The organism is Nocardia lijiangensis NBRC 108240 (genome assembly GCF_001613045.1).
GTDB lineage: Bacteria > Actinomycetota > Actinomycetes > Mycobacteriales > Mycobacteriaceae > Nocardia > Nocardia lijiangensis.
Map to the genome: position 1 here is coordinate 3,428 of NZ_BDBP01000035.1, position 18,194 is coordinate 21,621.

The following is an 18,194-nucleotide window of genomic DNA, read 5'->3' on the forward strand; positions in this document are numbered from 1 at the left end:
CTACTCCGCGACGATGATTCGGATCTCCTCGTCGGCGGCGTCGGTCGGTTCGCCGGGGGTGACGAACCAGTGGGTGACTTCGCCGTCGGCCAGGTCGTCGGCGAGGTCGTCGGCCGTGGGGAGCACGGAGAGTGCGCCCGCGGTGGCTGTGGCCACGAACTCCCACAAGGCGGCGCGGCCCGCGGCGGCGGTGGTGAACGTGGTCGACTCGTAGTCGATCGCGTTCTCGTCGCGGATCCGTTCGGCCAGGTCGAGCGCCTCGGTCTGGCTCAGCGCGACCGGCGCGCCGTCGACCAGTTCCACGATGGCCGGGTGTTCCTCGCCGAGCGGGCGTACCCGATCGGCGTAGGAGACCGGATGCCCGGCGGCCGCGGCCAGTTCGGTCTGCACCTGCGGATCGCTCGGCACCAGCCAGCGCACCGAGCCCTCGGCCACCGGTTCCATGCTGATCCCGAAACCGGCTCCGGCCGCGGCGATCTCGTCCGCGCTCAGGCCCGTGGCGAACAGGCAGGCGGCGCCGGCCTTCTGCACGGCCCAGGCCGCGACCACGGCGTCGACACCGCGCGGCAGCGCCACCGCGACGACGTCGCCGGGACCTGCGCCCCGCGCGATCAGCACCCGAGCCAGCTGCGAGGAACGCCGATCCAGCACGTGGTAGGCGATCTCGTCGCCCTCCACGAGCAGTGCGGGCGCCTGCGGATCCGCCTCGACCACATCGGCGAGCACCGTGGCCACGGTCCGCGCACCGACCCGGTTCGCCGACTCCGGCACCGCGGCCGTCGTCGTGACGCCGGACTCGGCGAGCAGCTTGGCGCGTTCGGCGCTGTCCAGGATGTCGATGTCGCCGACGAGCCCGGCCGGATCGCCGAGCAGCGAATCCAGCACCCGGACCAACCGGGTGGACAGCGTCTGCGCCTCCTCGGGGGTGAACCGGCTGAGCAGGTACTCGAGGCTGATCTCCAGGATCGACTCGGCCGCCACCTTCAGCGTCAGCGGGTAGTGCGTCGTATTGCTGACGTCCACCCCGGTCACCGACATGCCGTCGATCGAGCTCGCCGCCGCGATTGCCTCGCGGTCGATCGGGTAGGACTCGAACACGAACAGCGTGTCGAACTGCGACCCGGCCCCGGCGGCCCGCTGGATGTCGGCCAGGCCGACGTAGTGGTGATCCAGCAGATCGGCCTGCTCGCGCTGCAACTGCCGCAGCTGCTCCTCGAGGGTGGCGCGGTCATCGATCCGCACCCGGACGGGCAGCGTGTTGATGAACAGGCCGACCATCGATTCCACGCCGGGCAGCTCCGCCGGCCTGCCCGACACCGTCGCGCCGAAGGCCACGTCCGAGCGTCCGGTGAGCCTGCCGAGCAGGATGCCCCAGGCCGCCGACACCAGGGTGTTCACCGTGATGCCGAGCTCGGCGCAGTGCTTGGTGAGCCTGCGGGTGCGGTCGGCGTCGAGGTGGGTGACCAGCTTGCCGGTCCGGTAGTCCTCGGCCGAACGCGCCTGCGGGGCAAGCTCGGTCGGCGCGTCGAGCCCGTCGAACGCGCCTGCCCAGGTGCGCAACGAAGCGTCCAGGTCGCGGCCCGCGAGCCACTCCAGGAACGTCCGGTAGGACGCGACCTCCGGCAGCGCGGCGGCGTTGCCGTGCACCGCGTACAGCACCAGCAGGTCCTGCATCAGCAGCGGCATCGACCAGCCGTCGAGCAGCACGTGGTGGGTGCTGATGACCAGGTGCCAGTGGTCGGCGGCGGTGCGGTACAGGCCGTAGCGCACCAGCGGCGGCACGGCCATGTCGAACCGCTGCGCCAGATCCTCGGCCAGTCGCCTGCGCAGTTCCGCGTCCCGCTCGGCTTCGGGCAGATCGGTGAGATCCACCTCGCGCCACGGCACCTCGACCCCGTCCATCGCGATCTGCACGGACTGACCCGTGGCGTCGGTGACGAACGCGGTGCGCAGGTTCGGGTAGCGGTCCAGCAGGGCCTGCGCCGCGGTGTGCAGCCGCTCGGCGTCCACCTCGCCGCTCAGCTCCACCACGGCCTGCATGTTGTAGACGTCCACGGTGGCGGTGGTCATCAGCGCGTGGAAGAGCAGGCCGGACTGCAGCGGCGTGAGCGGCCAGACCTCGGTGAGGCCGGGGTAGGTCCGCTCCCACAGCTCGATGTCGGTCTGGCCGACCCGCACCAGCGGCATGTCGGACGGCGTGTGGCCGCCCGCGTCGGGCCTGCGGACGCGAGTGGCCAGCGCGGTCAGCGCGGACACCCAGCCCTCGGCGAGTTCGCCGACGCGCTCGGCCGTGAGCAGGCCGGTCGGGAAGGCGAAGGAGGCCACCAGCTCCGGACCGCTCGCACCGTCGAGCACCATCGCCTCGATGTCGAGCACCGCGTCGGCGGGCCGGTCGCCGTCGGAGACGGTGACGACCTCGGCGGGCAGCGCGCCCAGGTAGCGGAAGCCGACCTGCGCGTGGTCCGCCAGTTCGAGCAGGCCGTGACCGCGCCCGTGATCGGGCACGGCGAGCAGCTGCTCCTTGACCGACTTCGCGATGCGGTCCACCGCGATTCCGCCCGCGAAGGCGTCGTCGAGGTCGGCGCCGTCGAGGTCGACGCGCACCGGGTGGGCGAAATCGAACCAGCCGAGCGTGCGGCCCAGGTCGGCGGCGCCCGCGGCGTGCGCGGCCCGTCCGTCGCCCGCGAGGCGGATCAGCGCGGTCGCGCCGTGCTGATCGCCACGCCAGCGCAGCAGCGCCATCGCCAATGCCGCGAGCAGGCCGTCGGCCGCCGCACCGTGGTAGCGGGCGGGCGCCGTGTTCAGCACCGCGTCGGTCACCTCGGCGGGCACGGTGATCCGCACCCGGTCCACGGTGGCCGCGGTGTCGACCGCGGGATCGAACGCCCGAGCGCCGATCAGCGGCTCGTCCGTCGCCGAAATCTCCTGCCAGAACGGCAGTTCCGACTCGTGCGCGGCAGCATCGTCGGCGGCCACGCTGTGCGCCCAGCGCCGCAGCGTGGTGCCGGTGGCGGGCAGCTCGAGCGGCGCGTCGACGCCGAGCTGCTCGGCGGCGGTGGTCAGCTCCGTGAGCAGGATCTGCCAGGACCGCGCGTCCACCGCGAAACGGTGTGCCACGACCAGCAATTCGTCGGGACGGTTGTCCGCGAAGGTGAACAGCACGAACTGCGCCATCACGCCCTCGGCCGGATCCAGCCGGTCGACTGCCGCGGCACGCTCGGCCGCGAGCAGGTCGGCCAGCTCGGCGCTCTTCTCGACCCGGACCTCGCGCAGCAGCGACTCCACGTCGACCCGGTCCACGGCCTCGAACACCCAGCCGTCGCCGTCGGCGCGCAGCGTCGTGCGCAGCGCGTCGTGGCGGTCGAACAGCGCCTCGAGCGCGTCGATCAGCGTGTACCAGTCGAGCGCGGCGGGCAGTGCCAGCAGTGCGGACTGCGCGGATCGCCGGAACGGCGCACCGCCGGCGACCGCAGCGGCCACCGCGGGCGGCAGCGGCATCTCGCCGATACCGCCGCCGGGCAGTTCGGCGGGCTGTTCCCGCTCGGCCTGCGTTGCGGTCGCGATGGCCGCCAGCGCGGCAACGCTGCGCTGGTCGAACACGTCGCGCACGCTGAACTCGACGCCGAGCGCCTTGGCCCGCGACACCAGCTGGATCGACAGGATGCTGTTGCCGCCGAGCGCGAAGAAGTCGTCGTCGGCGCCGATGTGCTCGACGTCGAGGACGTCGCCGAACACGCCGGCCACGATCTGCTCGGCCGGGGTCACCGGCGCGCGGAACGCGGCCTTCTCGAACGTCGGCTGCGGCAGCGCGTTGCGGTCCAGCTTGCCGTTCGCGTTGAGCGGCAAGGCTTCCAGCGCCATGAAGGCGCTCGGCACCATGTAGGACGGCAGCTCGGCCGCCAGCGCGGACTGCAGCTTGCGCTTGTCCAGTTCGCCGGTCTCGGTGTCGATTCCGGCCGCCGTCGGCACGACGTAGGCGACGAGCCGATCGCCGAGGCCGGGATCGTTGTGCGCGAGCACCGCCGCCGCGGCGATCGAGTCCTGCCGCAGCAGCGCGGCCTCGATCTCGCCGAGCTCGATGCGGAAGCCCCGGATCTTCACCTGGAAGTCGGTGCGGCCCCGGTATTCCAGCTCGCCGTCGGCGTTCCAGGCGACCAGGTCACCGGTGCGGTACATGCGCGCACCTTGCTCGCCGAACGGGTTGGCGACGAACCGCTCCGCGGACAGGTCGGGACGGGCGAAGTAGCCGCGCGCCAATTGCGCACCGGCCAGGTACAACTCGCCCGAGACGCCGACCGGAACCGGACGCAGGCGCGAATCCAGCACGAAGACCTGGCTGTTCCACTCCGGCGCACCGATCGAGACCGAGAACTCGTCGGCCCGGGTGACGGCGTGGTTGGTGATCGACACCGCCGCCTCGGTCGGGCCGTACAGGTTGAACAGCCCGGCCGCGGTGCCGCGCCGGAACTTCTGCGCGGTCGCCGCGGGCAGCGCCTCGCCGATGGCGAGGACCCGCCGCAGCGAATCGGGCATGCGACAGTCGGATTCGGTGAGCAGCGCGTCCAGCATCGACGGAACCACATGCAACGTGGTCACACCGGTCGAACGCATCAGCTCGTTCAGATACGCCGGATCCCGGTGCCCGTCGGCGGTGGCGACCACCAGGCGGCCACCGCTGACCGCCGCTGACCAGAACTCCCACACCGAGAGATCGAAGGTCGCCGCGGTCTTGAGCAGCACCACGTTCTCGCTGTCCAAACCGAATTCGGCCGACTTCCACAGCAACTGGTTCACGATCGCACCGTGCGGCACCGCCACACCCTTGGGCTGACCCGTCGAACCCGACGTGAAGATCACATACGCCGTATTCGCCGCAACCAGAACACCGTTGCGCTCGTCCGCCGCGATGGGGGCATCCGAGTAACCGGACAGCTCCAGCTCGTCGATCGCGACCGTCTCCGCCGTGCCCGTCTCGAACGCGTCCGCGGCCGTGGTCAGCACGCACACCGGCGCGGCCGTGCCGAGGATGTAGTCGACACGATCCACGGGCTGATCCGGATCGATCGGCACGTACGCCGCACCGGCCTTGGCCACCGCGTACATCGCGATCACCAGATCTGCCGAACGACGAATGGCCAACGCCACCCGATCCTCCGGACGCACACCGCGACCGATCAGGTACCGCGCCAACCGGTTCACCCGGGTGTCCAGCTCGGCGTAGGTCAGCTGCGTCCGCACACCGGAAGCCGCGTCGGCGACCAGCGCCACCGTGCCTGCCGCGGCCTCGGCCACGGCGGCGTCGAGCAGCGACACCAGCGTGGCGTCGGCGTCGACCGCGTGCTCGGTGTCGTTCCAGGTGCGCAGGATCCGTTCGCTCTCCGCGTCGGCGAGCAGGTCGATCTCGCCCACCGGCACCGTCACGTCGGCGATCACGGCGTCGAGCACCCGCACGAACCGGTCCGCGAAGCCCTGCACCGTGGCCTCGTCGAACAGGTCGGTGGCGTAACCGAATTCGGTGATGATCTCGGCCGGGGTGCCGTCGTCGGCGTACCGGTCGTAGAGCGTCACATGCAGGTCGGTCTTGGCCAGCTGCGAGTTGAAGTTGACCGCGCTCACCTGGAGCCCGGGCAGCGTCAACGTGGTCTCGGCCAGGTTCTGGAAGGACAGGCCGATCTGGAACAGCGGGTTGCGCGCGGTGGAGCGCTCCGGGTTGAGCACCTCGACGAGGCGCTCGAACGGAACGTCCGCGTTGCCGAAGGCCTCCAGGTCGCGTTCGCGCACGTCGGCCAGCAGGTCGGCGAACCGGTCGCCCGGCTGCACGGCGGTGCGGAACACCAGCGTGTTGACGAACATGCCGATCAGGTCGTCGAGTTCACGCTCACCGCGACCCGCGATCGGCGTGCCGACCGCGATGTCGTCGGTGCCGGAGAGGCGCGCGAGCAGCACCGCGAGCGCCGCGTGCACGACCATGAACAGCGAGGCGTTGTTGGCGCGCGCCAGCTCCGCCAGCTCGTTGTGCCGCTGCGGCGAGAGCTCGAAACGCAGTGCCTTGCCGTGGAACGACTGCGCGGGCGGGCGCGGCCGATCCGCGGGCAGCTCCAGCTGATCGGGCAGCCCGGCGAGCGCGGACTTCCAGTAGGCGACCTGGCGTGCGGCCACCGACTCCGGATCGTCCTCGGAGCCGAGCACCGCGCGCTGCCACAGCGCGTAGTCGGCGTACTGCACCGGCAACGGCGTCCACTGCGGGGCGTCGCCGCCGACCCTGGCCACGTAGGCGGCCATCAGGTCGCGCGCCAGCGGGCCCATCGACGCGCCGTCCGCGGCCACGTGGTGCACGACGAACGCGACCACGTGCTCCTGCTCGGAGATGCGGAACAGCGCGACCGCCAACGGCACCTCGGCGGTGACGTCGAAGGTGGTCATCGCGAAGGCGATGACGCGCTCGATCAGCTCCGACTCGTCGATCTCGACCGGATCCAGCTGCGGCAGGTTCACCGGAAGGATCACTTGGTGCGGCCCGTCGGGCGAGCTCGGGTACGTGGTGCGCAGCACCTCGTGGCGGGCGAACACGTCGCCGATCGCCTGTTCCAGCGCACGCACGTCGAGCGCGCCGGAGAGCCGGACGGCCAGCGGGATGTTGTCCACCGCCGAAGTGGCCGTGTCGAACTGGTTGAGGAACCAGTACCGGGCCTGCGCGGGCGAGAGCGGAATCCGCTCGGGCCGCTCGGCGGCGGTCAGTTCCGGACGCGACCGGCCGGAGCCCGCGATGCGCTCGACCCTGGCCGCCAGCGCGGCCACGGTGGACGCCTCGAACAGGTCACGCACCGCGAGCTGGGTGTCCAGTGCCGCGCCGAGACGCGCGGTCACCTGGGTGGCGACCAGCGAGTTGCCGCCCAGCTCGAAGAAATCGTCGTCCAGGCCGACGCGGGCCACGCCGAGCACGTCGCCGAAGGTGCCCGCCACGATCTCCTCGATCGGCGTCGAGGGCGCGCGGAAGGCCTTGACCTCGAACACCGGCGCGGGCAGCGCCTTGCGGTCCAGCTTGCCCGAGGCGTTGAGCGGGAACTCGTCGAGCACCACGAACGCCGTGGGCACCATGTACGCGGGCAGCTCGCCGCCCAGCTGGGTCCGCACGGACTCGACGTCGATCACCTGACCGGCGTCCGCGATCACGTAGCCGACCAACTGGTCGCCGAGGCGCTCGTCCGAACGCACGACGACGACGGCCTGAGCGATCGAATCCAGCGTGGTGAGCGCGGCCTCGATCTCGCCGAGCTCGATGCGCAGACCGCGCAGCTTCACCTGGAAGTCGGTGCGGCCCAGGTATTCCAGCTCGCCCTTACCGGTCCAGGTGACCAGGTCACCGGTGCGGTACATGCGCTCGCCCGACGCGAACGGGTTGGCTACGAACCGATCCGAGGTCAGGTCCGGCCGCGCCACATAGCCGCGCGCCAGCTGGACACCGGCCAGGTACAGCTCACCCGCGACGCCGACCGGCACCGGGTGCAGGCGCGAATCCAGCACGTACACCCGGGTGTTGAACACCGGGGCACCGATCGGCACCGACACCGTGTCGTCCTCGGTGACCTCGTGATAGGTCACGTCGACCGCGGCCTCGGTCGGGCCGTACAGGTTGTGCAGGCGGGCGCCGGTCAGCTCCTGGAGGCGCTGTGCCGTCACCGCGGGCAGCGCCTCGCCCGAGGCGAAGACGTTACGCAGGCTGGTGCATTCGTCCGCGCGCTCCTCGGCGACGAACACCGACATCATCGACGGCACGAAGTGCGCCGTGGTGACCCGCTCGCGCTTGATCACCTCGACCAGGTAGCCGGGATCGCGGTGACCGTCCGGCTTGGCGACCACCAAGTGCGCGCCGATCTGCAAGGGCCAGAAGAACTCCCACACCGAGACGTCGAACGTCGCCGGGGTCTTCTGCAACACCACGTCGGTGCCGTCCAGCCCGTACTCGGACTGCATCCACACCAGGCGGTTCACGATCGCCGCGTGCGAGACGCCGACACCCTTCGGGCGACCGGTCGAACCCGACGTGAAGATCACGTACGCGGTGTTCGACGGACGCAGCGGGGCGCGGCGCTCCGCGTCGGCCACCGGGGCGTCGTCGTAAGCCGACAGATCCAGGGTGTCGATCTCGAGCGCGGTGACCGCGCCCGCGTCGAAGCCGTCCCGCGAGGTGGTGAGCACGCACACCGGGTCGGCCAGATCCAGCACATAGCGGGTGCGGTCGGCCGGGTGATCCGGATCCAGCGGCACGTACGCGCCGCCCGCGATGCTCACCGCGTACATACCGACGACCAGCTCCACCGAGCGGCGCATGCCGAGCGCGACCAGCGAGTCCGGTCCGACACCCGAGGCGATCAGGTGTCGCGCCAAACGCTGTGCGCGGGACGCGAACTCGGCGTAGGTGAGGCTCGTCCCCTCGAAGGTCAGCGCCGTCGTGTTCGGCGTCCGCGCCGCCTGCGCCTCGAACATCGACACCAGGGTCGCGCTCTGGTCGACCCGGTGCGCCGTGGCGTTCCAGGTCTGCACCACGGTGGTGCGCTCGGTCGCGTCGAGCAGCTCGACGTCACCGATCTGCACGGCCGGATCGGCGATCACCGCGTCCAGCATGCGGACCAGGCGCTGGGCGAACGAGGCCACCGTCGCGCCGTCGAACATGTCGGCGGCGTAGGCGATCTCGGCCTTCATGCCCTCGGCGGCGGTGCCGGTGAAGTTCAGGTGCAGATCGAACTTCGCGGTCACCACGTCCAGCGGCACGCCCGAGACCTCGAGGCCGGGCAGCTCGAAGGTGGTCTCGCCGGTGTTCTGGAACGAGAGCATCACCTGGAACAGCGGATGCCGCGCCTGCGAACGCGCCGGGTTCAGCAGCTCGACGAGCCGCTCGAAGGGCAGGTCGGCGTGACCGAACGCGGCGAGGTCGGTTTCCCTTGTCCGCGTGAGCAGTTCGGCGAACGGCAGGGCCGGTTCGACCGCGCTGCGCAGTACAAGGGTGTTGACGAACATGCCGATGGCGTCGTCCAGCACGGCCTCACCGCGGCCCGCGACCACGGTGCCGATGGCGATGTCGTCGCTGCCGGACAGGCGCGCCAGCAGCGCGGCGAACGCCGCGTGCACGACCATGAACAGGCTCGCGCCGTGCTCGCGCGCCAGGGCCTCGCCCGCCTGCGCGAGTTCGGCCGAGAGCTCGAACTCGTACACCCCGCCGCGGTTCGACGCGACGGCCGGACGCTTGCGGTCCGACGGCAGGTCGAGCTGGTCGGGCAGGCCCGCGAGGTTGCGCGACCAGTACGCGACCTGTGCCGCGATCAGCGAGTCCGAATCGTCCTCGGAGCCGAGCGTCTCGCGCTGCCACAGCGCGTAGTCGGCGTACTGCACCGGCAGCGGCGCCCAGCCCGGCGCCTCGCCGCGCGAGCGCGCCGCGTAGGCGATCATCACGTCGCGGGCGAGCGGTCCGACCGACCAGCCGTCGCCGGAGACGTGGTGCACCACGAAAACCAGCACGTGCGTGTCCGGCTGGGAGCCGTCCATCGAGCCTGCGATGCGGAACAGCGCGGCCCGCACCGGCACGGCGGCGGTGACGTCGAACCCGGTGAGCACCAGCTCGCCGATGCGCTCCTGAATCTCGGTCTCCGACACCACGATCGGGGTCAGGTCCAGGCTCTCCTGGCCGGCGGGCAGCACCACCTGCACGCCCTGACCGTCGGCGGTCTCCGGGTACACGGTGCGCAGCACCTCGTGCCGGTCCACCACGTCGGCCACGGCCCTGCGCAGCGCGTCGGTGTCGAGCGCGCCGGTGAGCCGCACCGCGAGCGGGATGTTGTTGACCGCGGTCTGGTTGTCGAAGCGGTTGAGGAACCACATCCGCTGCTGCGCCGGCGACAGCGGAATCCGGTCCGGCCGCGGCCCGGCGACCAGTTCGCGCCGCCGTCCGCTGCCCGCCTTCGCCGCGGTGCGCGCGGCGAGCGCGGCCACGGTCGGCGCCTCGAACAGCTCGCGCACGGCGAGGTCGGCGTCGACCGCCTCGTTGATCCGCGCGACCACCCGGGTGGCCAGCAGCGAGTTGCCGCCGAGCGCGAAGAAGTCGTCGTCAAGACCGATCTCCTCGACACCGAGCAGATCGGCGAAGACCGTGGCGACGGCCTGCTCGATCGGGGTGCTCGGCGCGCGGAAGACCGCGGTGCTGACGAACTCCGGCTCCGGCAGCGCGCGCCGGTCCAGCTTGCCGTTCGGGGTGAGCGGCAGGGTGTCCAGCACGACGAGGGCGTCCGGAACCATGTACGCGGTGAGGAATTCGGCGACCGCCTCGCGCAGCGCCGCCGGATCGAGCGCAATGCCGGTCTCGGGCACCACGTAGCCGACCAGGCGATCACCCGCGTGCTCGTCGGCGCGGACCAGCACCACGGCCTGGCGCACGCCGTCGCAGCGCACCAGCGCCGACTCGATCTCGCCGAGCTCGATGCGGAAGCCGCGCAGCTGCACCTGCTGGTCGCTGCGGCCCGCGTACTCCAGGTTGGCCGCGTCACCGGTGCCGAACCAGCGACCGACGTCGCCGGAGCGGTACATCCGGGAACCGGGCTCCCCGAAGGGGTTCGCGACGAAGCGGCTCGCGGCCAGGCCGGGCCTGCCGAGGTAGCCGCGCGCCAGCTGCGCGCCGGTCACGTAGATCTCGCCCGCGACGCCGACCGGCGCGGGGGCCAGCCGGTTGTCGAGCACGACGGCGCTCAGTCCGGGCAGCGCCCGGCCGATGACGCTGGCCGGGTTGTCGACGTCCCGCTCGTCCAGGGCGAGGAACGACACGTGCACCGTGGTCTCGGTGATGCCGTACATGTTCACCAGGCGCGGCGCGTCCGCAGGATGGCGCTCGTACCAGCGCCGCAGCTGACGCAGATCGAGCGCTTCACCGCCGAAGATCACGTGGCGCAGCGCGAATTCGCCGTTGTCGTCGGCGGCGCTGGCCGCCCGATCGGCCTCCACCAGCTGGTAGAACGCCGACGGCGTCTGGTTCAACACGGTGACCCGGTCGCGAACGAGCAACTCGCGGAACAGCTCCGGCGAACGCGAGGTCAGGTAGTCGACCACGACCACCGAACCGCCGTAGGCCAGCGCGCACCACAGTTCCCAGACCGAGAAGTCGAAGGCGAACGAGTGGAACAGCGTCCACACGTCGGACTCGTCGAAGCCGAACAGCGGCTGGGTGTTCGCGAACAGCTCGACCGCGTTGCGGTGCGAGACGCCGACGCCCTTGGGCACACCGGTCGAACCGGAGGTGTAGATGACGTAGGCGAGGTTGTCCTGGCGCAGCGGCCGGATGCGGTCGGCATCGGTGATCGGCGCGTCGGACTGCTCCGCGGCCTGCTCGAGCAGCAGCAGCGGAATCTCGCCCGCCGGAACGGCATCCGCGTCCGCGGCGGTGGTCAGCACGCACACCGGTGCGGCGTCGGCGAGGGTGAACTCGAGTCGCTGGACGGGGTAGGTGGTGTCGATCGGCACGTAGGCCGCACCGGTCAGCAGCACCGCGTACAGCGCGATCGGCAGTTCCTCGGTGCGCGAAACCGCCACCGCCACCTTCGACTCCGGTCCGACGCCGAGCTCGATGAGCGCGCGCGCGATCCGGTTGGCCCGGCTCTGGAACTCGCCGAAGGAAACCGTGGCCGCGCCGGAACGCACCGCGACGGCGTCCGGACGACGCTGCGCCTGCGCACCGATCAGGTCCACCAGCGTGACCGCGGGCGCGTCGACGCCCTCGGTGTTGTACTCGCGCAGCACCAGTTCGCGCTCACCGGCAGCGAGCAGGTCGATGTCGCCGACCACGACGCTCGCGTCGGCCGAGACCGCGCCGAGGATACGCAGCAGGCGATCCGCGAACGCGCGCACCGTGCCTGCCTCGAAAAGGTCCGTCGCGAAGCTGAATTCGGCCGACATGCCCTGCGGGCCGCCGTCCGCGCCGAGCTTCTCCTCGAGCGTCAGCTGCAGGTCGAACTTGGCCAGCGGCACCGCCATGTCCACGCCGGACACCGTCAGACCGGGCAGCTCCAGCGCGGTCGGCGCGGTGTTCTGGAAGGTCAGGGCGACCTGGAACAGCGGGTGCCTGCCCGGGGAACGCACCGGGTCGATCACCTCGACGAGACGCTCGAACGGCACGTCGGCGTGGCCGAAGGCGTCCACGTCGACCCGCCGCACGGTGCGCAACAGTTCCTCGAACGCGACACCGGGATCGATCTCGGTGCGCAGCACGAGGGTGTTGACGAACATGCCGATCAGGTCGTCGAGGGCGCGTTCACCACGGCCCGCGATCGGGGTGCCGATGGCGATGTCCGACGTGCTCGACAGGCGCGAGAGCAGCACCGCGAGCGCGGCGTGCACGACCATGAACAGCGTCGAATTGTGCTGCTGCGCCAGTGCGCGCAGCGCCGCGTGCACCTCGGCGTCCACGGTGAAGGCCACCGTGTCGCCGCGGTTCGAGGCGGTCGCGGGCCGCGGGCGGTCGGCGGGCAGGTCCAATTGCTCGACCAGCCCGGCCAATTCGCTCTTCCAGAACTCGATCTGACCGGAGATCAGCGAGTCCGGGTCGCCCTCGGCGCCGAGCACCGCGCGCTGCCACAGCGCGTAGTCGGCGTACTGCACCTCGAGCGGACGCCACGCGGGCTCGTCGCCGTCGACGCGCGCGCTGTAGGCGATCATCACGTCGCGGGTCAGCGGACCCATGGAGAAGCCGTCGGCCGAGATGTGGTGCACCACCAGCGCGAGCACGTGCTCGGTGGGGCTGATCTCGAACAGGCTGGCCCGGAACGGCACCTCGGCGGTGACGTCGAAGGCGGTCAGCACGACCTCGGCAAGACGCTGCGGCAGATCGGCTTCGGTGAGGTCGATCGGCGAGAGGTCGGGGATCACCTGCGCGGTCGGGACGATCTGCTGGTAGCCGACGCCGTCGATCTCCGGGTAGTAGGTGCGCAGCGACTCGTGCCGTGCCAGCACGTCGGCGACCGCGACCTGCAGCGCCTGCCGGTCGAGCAGACCCGACAGCCGCACGGCGGCCGGGATGTTGTCGGCCGCGGCGGCCGCGTTGTGCTCGGCCGCAGTGCCGCCCATGTTGAACCGGTTGAGGAACCACATGCGCTGCTGGGCCAGCGAGAGCGGCACCCGCTCGGGCCGCCGCTGCGGTGCCAGCGCCGCCCTGGCGCCCGCACCCGCCTTCGACTCGGTGCGCACCGCAAGGGCCGCCACCGTGGAGGCCTCGAACAGCTCGCGGACGCCGAGATCGGTCTCCAGCGCCGCGGACAGCCGCGCCGCCACCTGGGTGGCGCTGAGCGAGTTGCCGCCGAGCGCGAAGAAGTCGTCGTCCAGGCCGACCCGGTCCAGGCCGAGCACATCGGCGAAGGTGCGCGCGACGATCTCCTCCACCGGCGTGGTCGGCGCGCGGAACACCGCGGCCTCGAACACCGGAGCGGGCAGTGCCTTGCGATCCAGCTTGCCGGAGGCATTGAGCGGGAACTCGTCGAGCACCACGACCAGCGCGGGCACCATGTAGGCGGGCAGCTGCCTGCCGAGGTCCTCGCGCACCACGTCGGCGTCGACGCGCGAGTTCGGCGCGGCCACGACATAGGCCACCAGCTGATCGCCGGTGCGCTGATCGCCGCGCACCATGACCACCGACTGCGCGATCTCGTCGAGCGCGGTGAGCGCCTGCTCGATCTCGCCCAGTTCGATGCGCAGCCCGCGCAGCTTCACCTGGAAGTCGGTGCGGCCCAGGTATTCCAGCTCGCCGTCGGCGGTCCACGCCACCAGGTCACCGGTGCGGTACATGCGCTGTCCGTCGGCGAACGGGTTGGCCACGAAGCGATCCGAGGTGAGATCCGGCCGCGCCACATAGCCGCGCGCCAGCTGGGTGCCCGCCAGGTACAGCTCACCCGCGACACCCACCGGAGCGGGTCGCAGCCGCGAATCCAGCACGTACACCTGCGTGTTGAACACCGGCGCGCCGATCGGCACGGTGTCGGTGTCGGCCGCGGTCACCCGGTGGTAGGTGACGTCGACCGCGGCCTCGGTCGGGCCGTACAGGTTGTGCAGTTCCGCGCCGGTCAGCTCGCGCAGGCGGTGCGCAGGCTTGGGCGGCAGCGCCTCACCGGAGGCGAACACCATGCGCAGCGTGTCGCAGCGGGCCGCGGCGGCGTCGGCCACGAAGACCGCGAGCATGGACGGCACGAAGTGGGTGACCGTGACCCGCTCGGTCGCGATGACCTCGGCGAGGTAGGCCGGGTCGCGGTGGCCGTCCGGCTTGGCGACCACCAGGCGCGCGCCGATCTGCAAGGGCCAGAAGAACTCCCACACCGACACGTCGAACGTGGCGGGGGTCTTCTGCAGGACCGCGTCGGATTCGGTGAGCCCGTACTCGGACTGCATCCACACCAGGCGGTTCACGATGGCAGCGTGCGAGACCGCCACACCCTTCGGGCGGCCGGTCGAGCCGGACGTGAAGATCACGTACGCGGTGTTCGACGGACGGAGCGGGGCACGGCGCTCGGCGTCGGTCACCGGCGTCTCGGAGACGCCGGACAGATCGAGCAGATCGATGCGCACCTGCGCGGTGTCGATCTCCAGGTCGCTGCCCGAGGTCAGCACACACACCGGATCGGCGGTGGCGAGAATGTATTCCGTTCGCTCGGCCGGGTGATCCGGGTCGAGCGGCACGTACGCGCCGCCCGCCACGGTGACGGCGTACATGCCGACGACCAGGTCGATCGAGCGCCGCATGCCGAGCGCCACCGAAGTCTCCGGGCCGACGCCGCGTTCGATGAGCCAGCGCGCCAGGCGATAGACCCGTCCCGCGAACTCGTCGTAAGTAAGGCTCGTCCCATCGAAGGTGAGTGCGCTCGCCGCGGGCGTCTTCGCCAGCTGCGCCTCGAACTTCGACACCAGCGTCGCCGCGGCGTCGACCTCGTGCGCGGTCTCGTTCCAGCCGGACACCACCAGCTCGCGCTCGGCGGTGTCGAGCAGCTCGATGTCGCCGACGGCCACAGCGGGATCGGCGGTGATGGCGGCGAGCACCCGGACCAGGCGGTCGGCGATGCGGCGCACGGTCTGCTCGTCGAACAGGTCGCGCAGGTAGCCGGCGCGGATGCGCAGGCGCGAATCCAGCTGGGCGATCAGCGTCAGCGGGTAGTGCGTCGCGTCGGCGGCCTCCAGGTCGGCCACCGCCATGCCGTCGATGTCGGCGGCCTGCGCGCGGATGCCATCGGCGTCCACCGGGTAGGACTCGAACACCACGAGGGTGTCGAACAGGCCGCCGACACCGGCGGCGGACTGGATGTCGGCCAGGCCGATGTAGTGGTGGTCGAGCAGGTCGGCCTGCTCGCCCTGGGTGCGGGTCAGCAGGTCGCGCGCGGACTCCGCGGGATCGAAGCGCACCCGCACCGGGACGGTGTTGATGAACAGACCCACCATGGATTCCACGCCGGACAGCTGCGCGGGGCGGCCGGAGACGGTGGTGCCGAACAGCACGTCCTCGGTGCCGGTCATGCGGCCGACCAGGATGCCCCAGGCCACCTGGAGCACCGTGTTCGGGGTGACGCCCAGCGCGCTCGCCAGTCCGGTGAGCCGCGCGGTCGCCGCCTCGTCGAGGTCGAACAGGTACTCGCCGGAGAGCGCGGTGATCTCGCGACCGGCGTCGGGGCGCGCCAGCAGCGTCGGCTCGCTCACCCCGCGCAGCGCCGCCGACCACGCGGCCAGCGAGGCCGAATGATCCTGGCGCGCGGTCCATTCCAGGAAGTGGCGGTAGGAGCGCACCGCGGGCAGCGCGGTGGCGTCGGCGTGCACCGCGTAGAGCACGATCAGGTCGCGCATCAGCAGCGGCATCGACCAGCCGTCGAGCAGGATGTGGTGGTTGGACACCACGAACTGCCAACGCTGTGGCGCCACCTGGATCAGGGTGAAGCGGATCAACGGCGGCGCGGTGAGGTCGAACCGCTGCATGCGGTCGGCCTCGATCAGGTCGGCGGCCGAACCGGTCTCGGTGCGGTCGTGCTCGGCCCACGCGACGCGCACGCTGTCGAGCACCACCTGCACGGGGTTGCCGTCGTTGTCGCTGACGAACGCGGTGCGCAGGTTCTCGTAGCGGTCCACCAGCGCCTGCGCGGCCGCCCGCAGCCGGGCCGCGTCGACGCGGCCGGTGAGGGTGAGCACCGCCTGCGCGGTGTAGACGTCCACCGAGCTCGCGGCGAGGCGGGCGTGGAAGAGCAGACCCGCCTGCAGCGCGGACAGCGGCCACACGTCGGCCAGCGCGGGGAAGCGCCGTTCCCAGCCCTCGATATCGCGCTGGCTCGCGCGCACCAGGGCGAAATCGGACGGCGTGTGCCCGCCCGCTCCGGTCGAATTCGCGTGCCGGGCAACCGCTTCCAGCGCGGTACTCCACAGCTCGGCGAACTCGCGCACCTCGGCGGCGTCGAGCAGGGTGGCCGGGTAGCCGATGTTCGCGGTCAGCTTGTCGCCCACCACGATCGCGTTGACGTCCAGCGGGGCCATGGCGGGCATGTCGGCGTCGTAGGCGCCGCCGAGCGCACCGAGTTCCGGCGCGGGAGTCCAGCCGAAGCCGCGCAGCGCCTCGGGCACGTCGCTGTCGGAGACGCGGCCCAGGTAGTTGAAGCTGACCTGGCCGGGCAGCTGTGCGGGCAGCTCCGCGGCGGTGCGCGGGTTGAGGTAACGCAGCAGGCCGTAGCCGATGCCCTTGTCCGGCACCGCGAGCAGCTGCTCCTTCACCGCCTTCACGGCCTTGGACAGCGCGGGACCGCCCGCAAGGGCGGCGTCCACGTCGACGCCGGTCAGGTCGAGCCGCACCGGGAAGATGGCGGTGAACCAGCCGACGGTGCGGGACAGGTCGGCGCCGGGGACGACGTCTTCCTCGCGGCCGTGGCCTTCCAGGCGGATCAGCAGCGCGTCATCGGTGCGCGCGCCCGCGCGGCCTGCTCGCCACTTCGCGGTCGCCAAGGCGAGCGCGGTGAGCAGACCGTCGTTCACGCCGCCGTGGAACAGCGCGGGCACCGTGGTGAGCAGCGCCTTGGTGACCTCGGCGGAGACCTCGACCTGAACCTTCTCGATCGCGCCGGAGACGTCGACCGCGGGATCCATCGGACGCGAGGTCAGCAGCGGATCGGGGGTGCCGGTCACGCCGCGCCAGTAGTCGAGTTCGGCCACCCGCGAGGGGCTTTCGGCCTCGCGCTCCAGCGCGTGCGCCCAGGCGCGCATCGAGGTGGCGGGGGCCACCAGTTCGGGCTGCTGCCCGGCGGTGAGCTGGCCCCAGGCCGCGACGAAGTCCGGCACCAGGATGCGCCAGGAGACGCCGTCCACCACCAGGTGGTGGGCGACCACGATCAGGCGGCCCATCCGGCCGCCGTCCGCGGGATCGAGCCAGACGAACCGGACCACGACACCGGTGGCCGGGTCGAGTCGGTCCAGCGCGGAATCCAGTGCGGCGGAGGCGATGGCGAGCAGTTCGGCATCGGTGGCCGCGGCCGGGAACTCGACGCGCTCGATCAGCGCGTCCACGTCGACGGCGCCGGGTTCGGCGGTCCGCACCACCCAGTCGTCGCCTTCGCGGGAGAGCCGCGCGCGCAGCATGTCGTGCCGGTCGATCACCGCGCCGACGGTCGTCGCGATGCCCGCGCGGTCGATGCCGAGCGGCAGCTCCAGCGCGAGGGTCTGGTTGAACCGGCCGAAGGAGCCGGGACGCTCGGCCATGAACCGCACCACCGGGGTGAGCGGCTGGGAACCGACACCGCCGCCGGGCAATTCGGCCAGCGCGGCGACGGCCGGAGCCGAAGCGTCGGCGGTCTCGGCCACCGAGGCCAGGCCCGCGACGGTCTTCTGCTCGAACACGTGCCGCGGCGTGAACACCACGCCGCGCGCCTTGGCGCGCGAGACCAGCTGGATCGAGACGATGCTGTCGCCGCCGAGCGCGAAGAACGAGTCGTCGACGCCGACCCGCTGCACGCCGAGCACCTCGGCGAACACCTCGGCGATGATCTGCTCGACCGGCGTGCGCGCGGCGCGGAACACGACCTCGGTCGCGAACACCGGCTCCGGCAGCGCCTTGCGGTCCAGCTTGCCGACCGGAGTCAGCGGCACCCGGTCGATCACCATGATCGACGAGGGCACCATGTAGGCGGGCAGCCGGTCCTCGACGTGCG

Annotated in this window: 1 protein-coding gene (cut by a window edge); it reads right to left on the reverse strand. The window is 71.5% G+C overall.

The features are described from left to right. Nucleotides 1–18,194, reverse strand: partial view of a non-ribosomal peptide synthetase gene (locus NL1_RS14040; RefSeq protein ID WP_067839160.1) — the final stretch only. It continues 18,883 nt past the right edge of the window; 18,194 of the gene's 37,077 nt are visible here — the last part of the coding sequence; its start codon lies off the right edge, out of view; it ends in the stop codon at nt 1–3.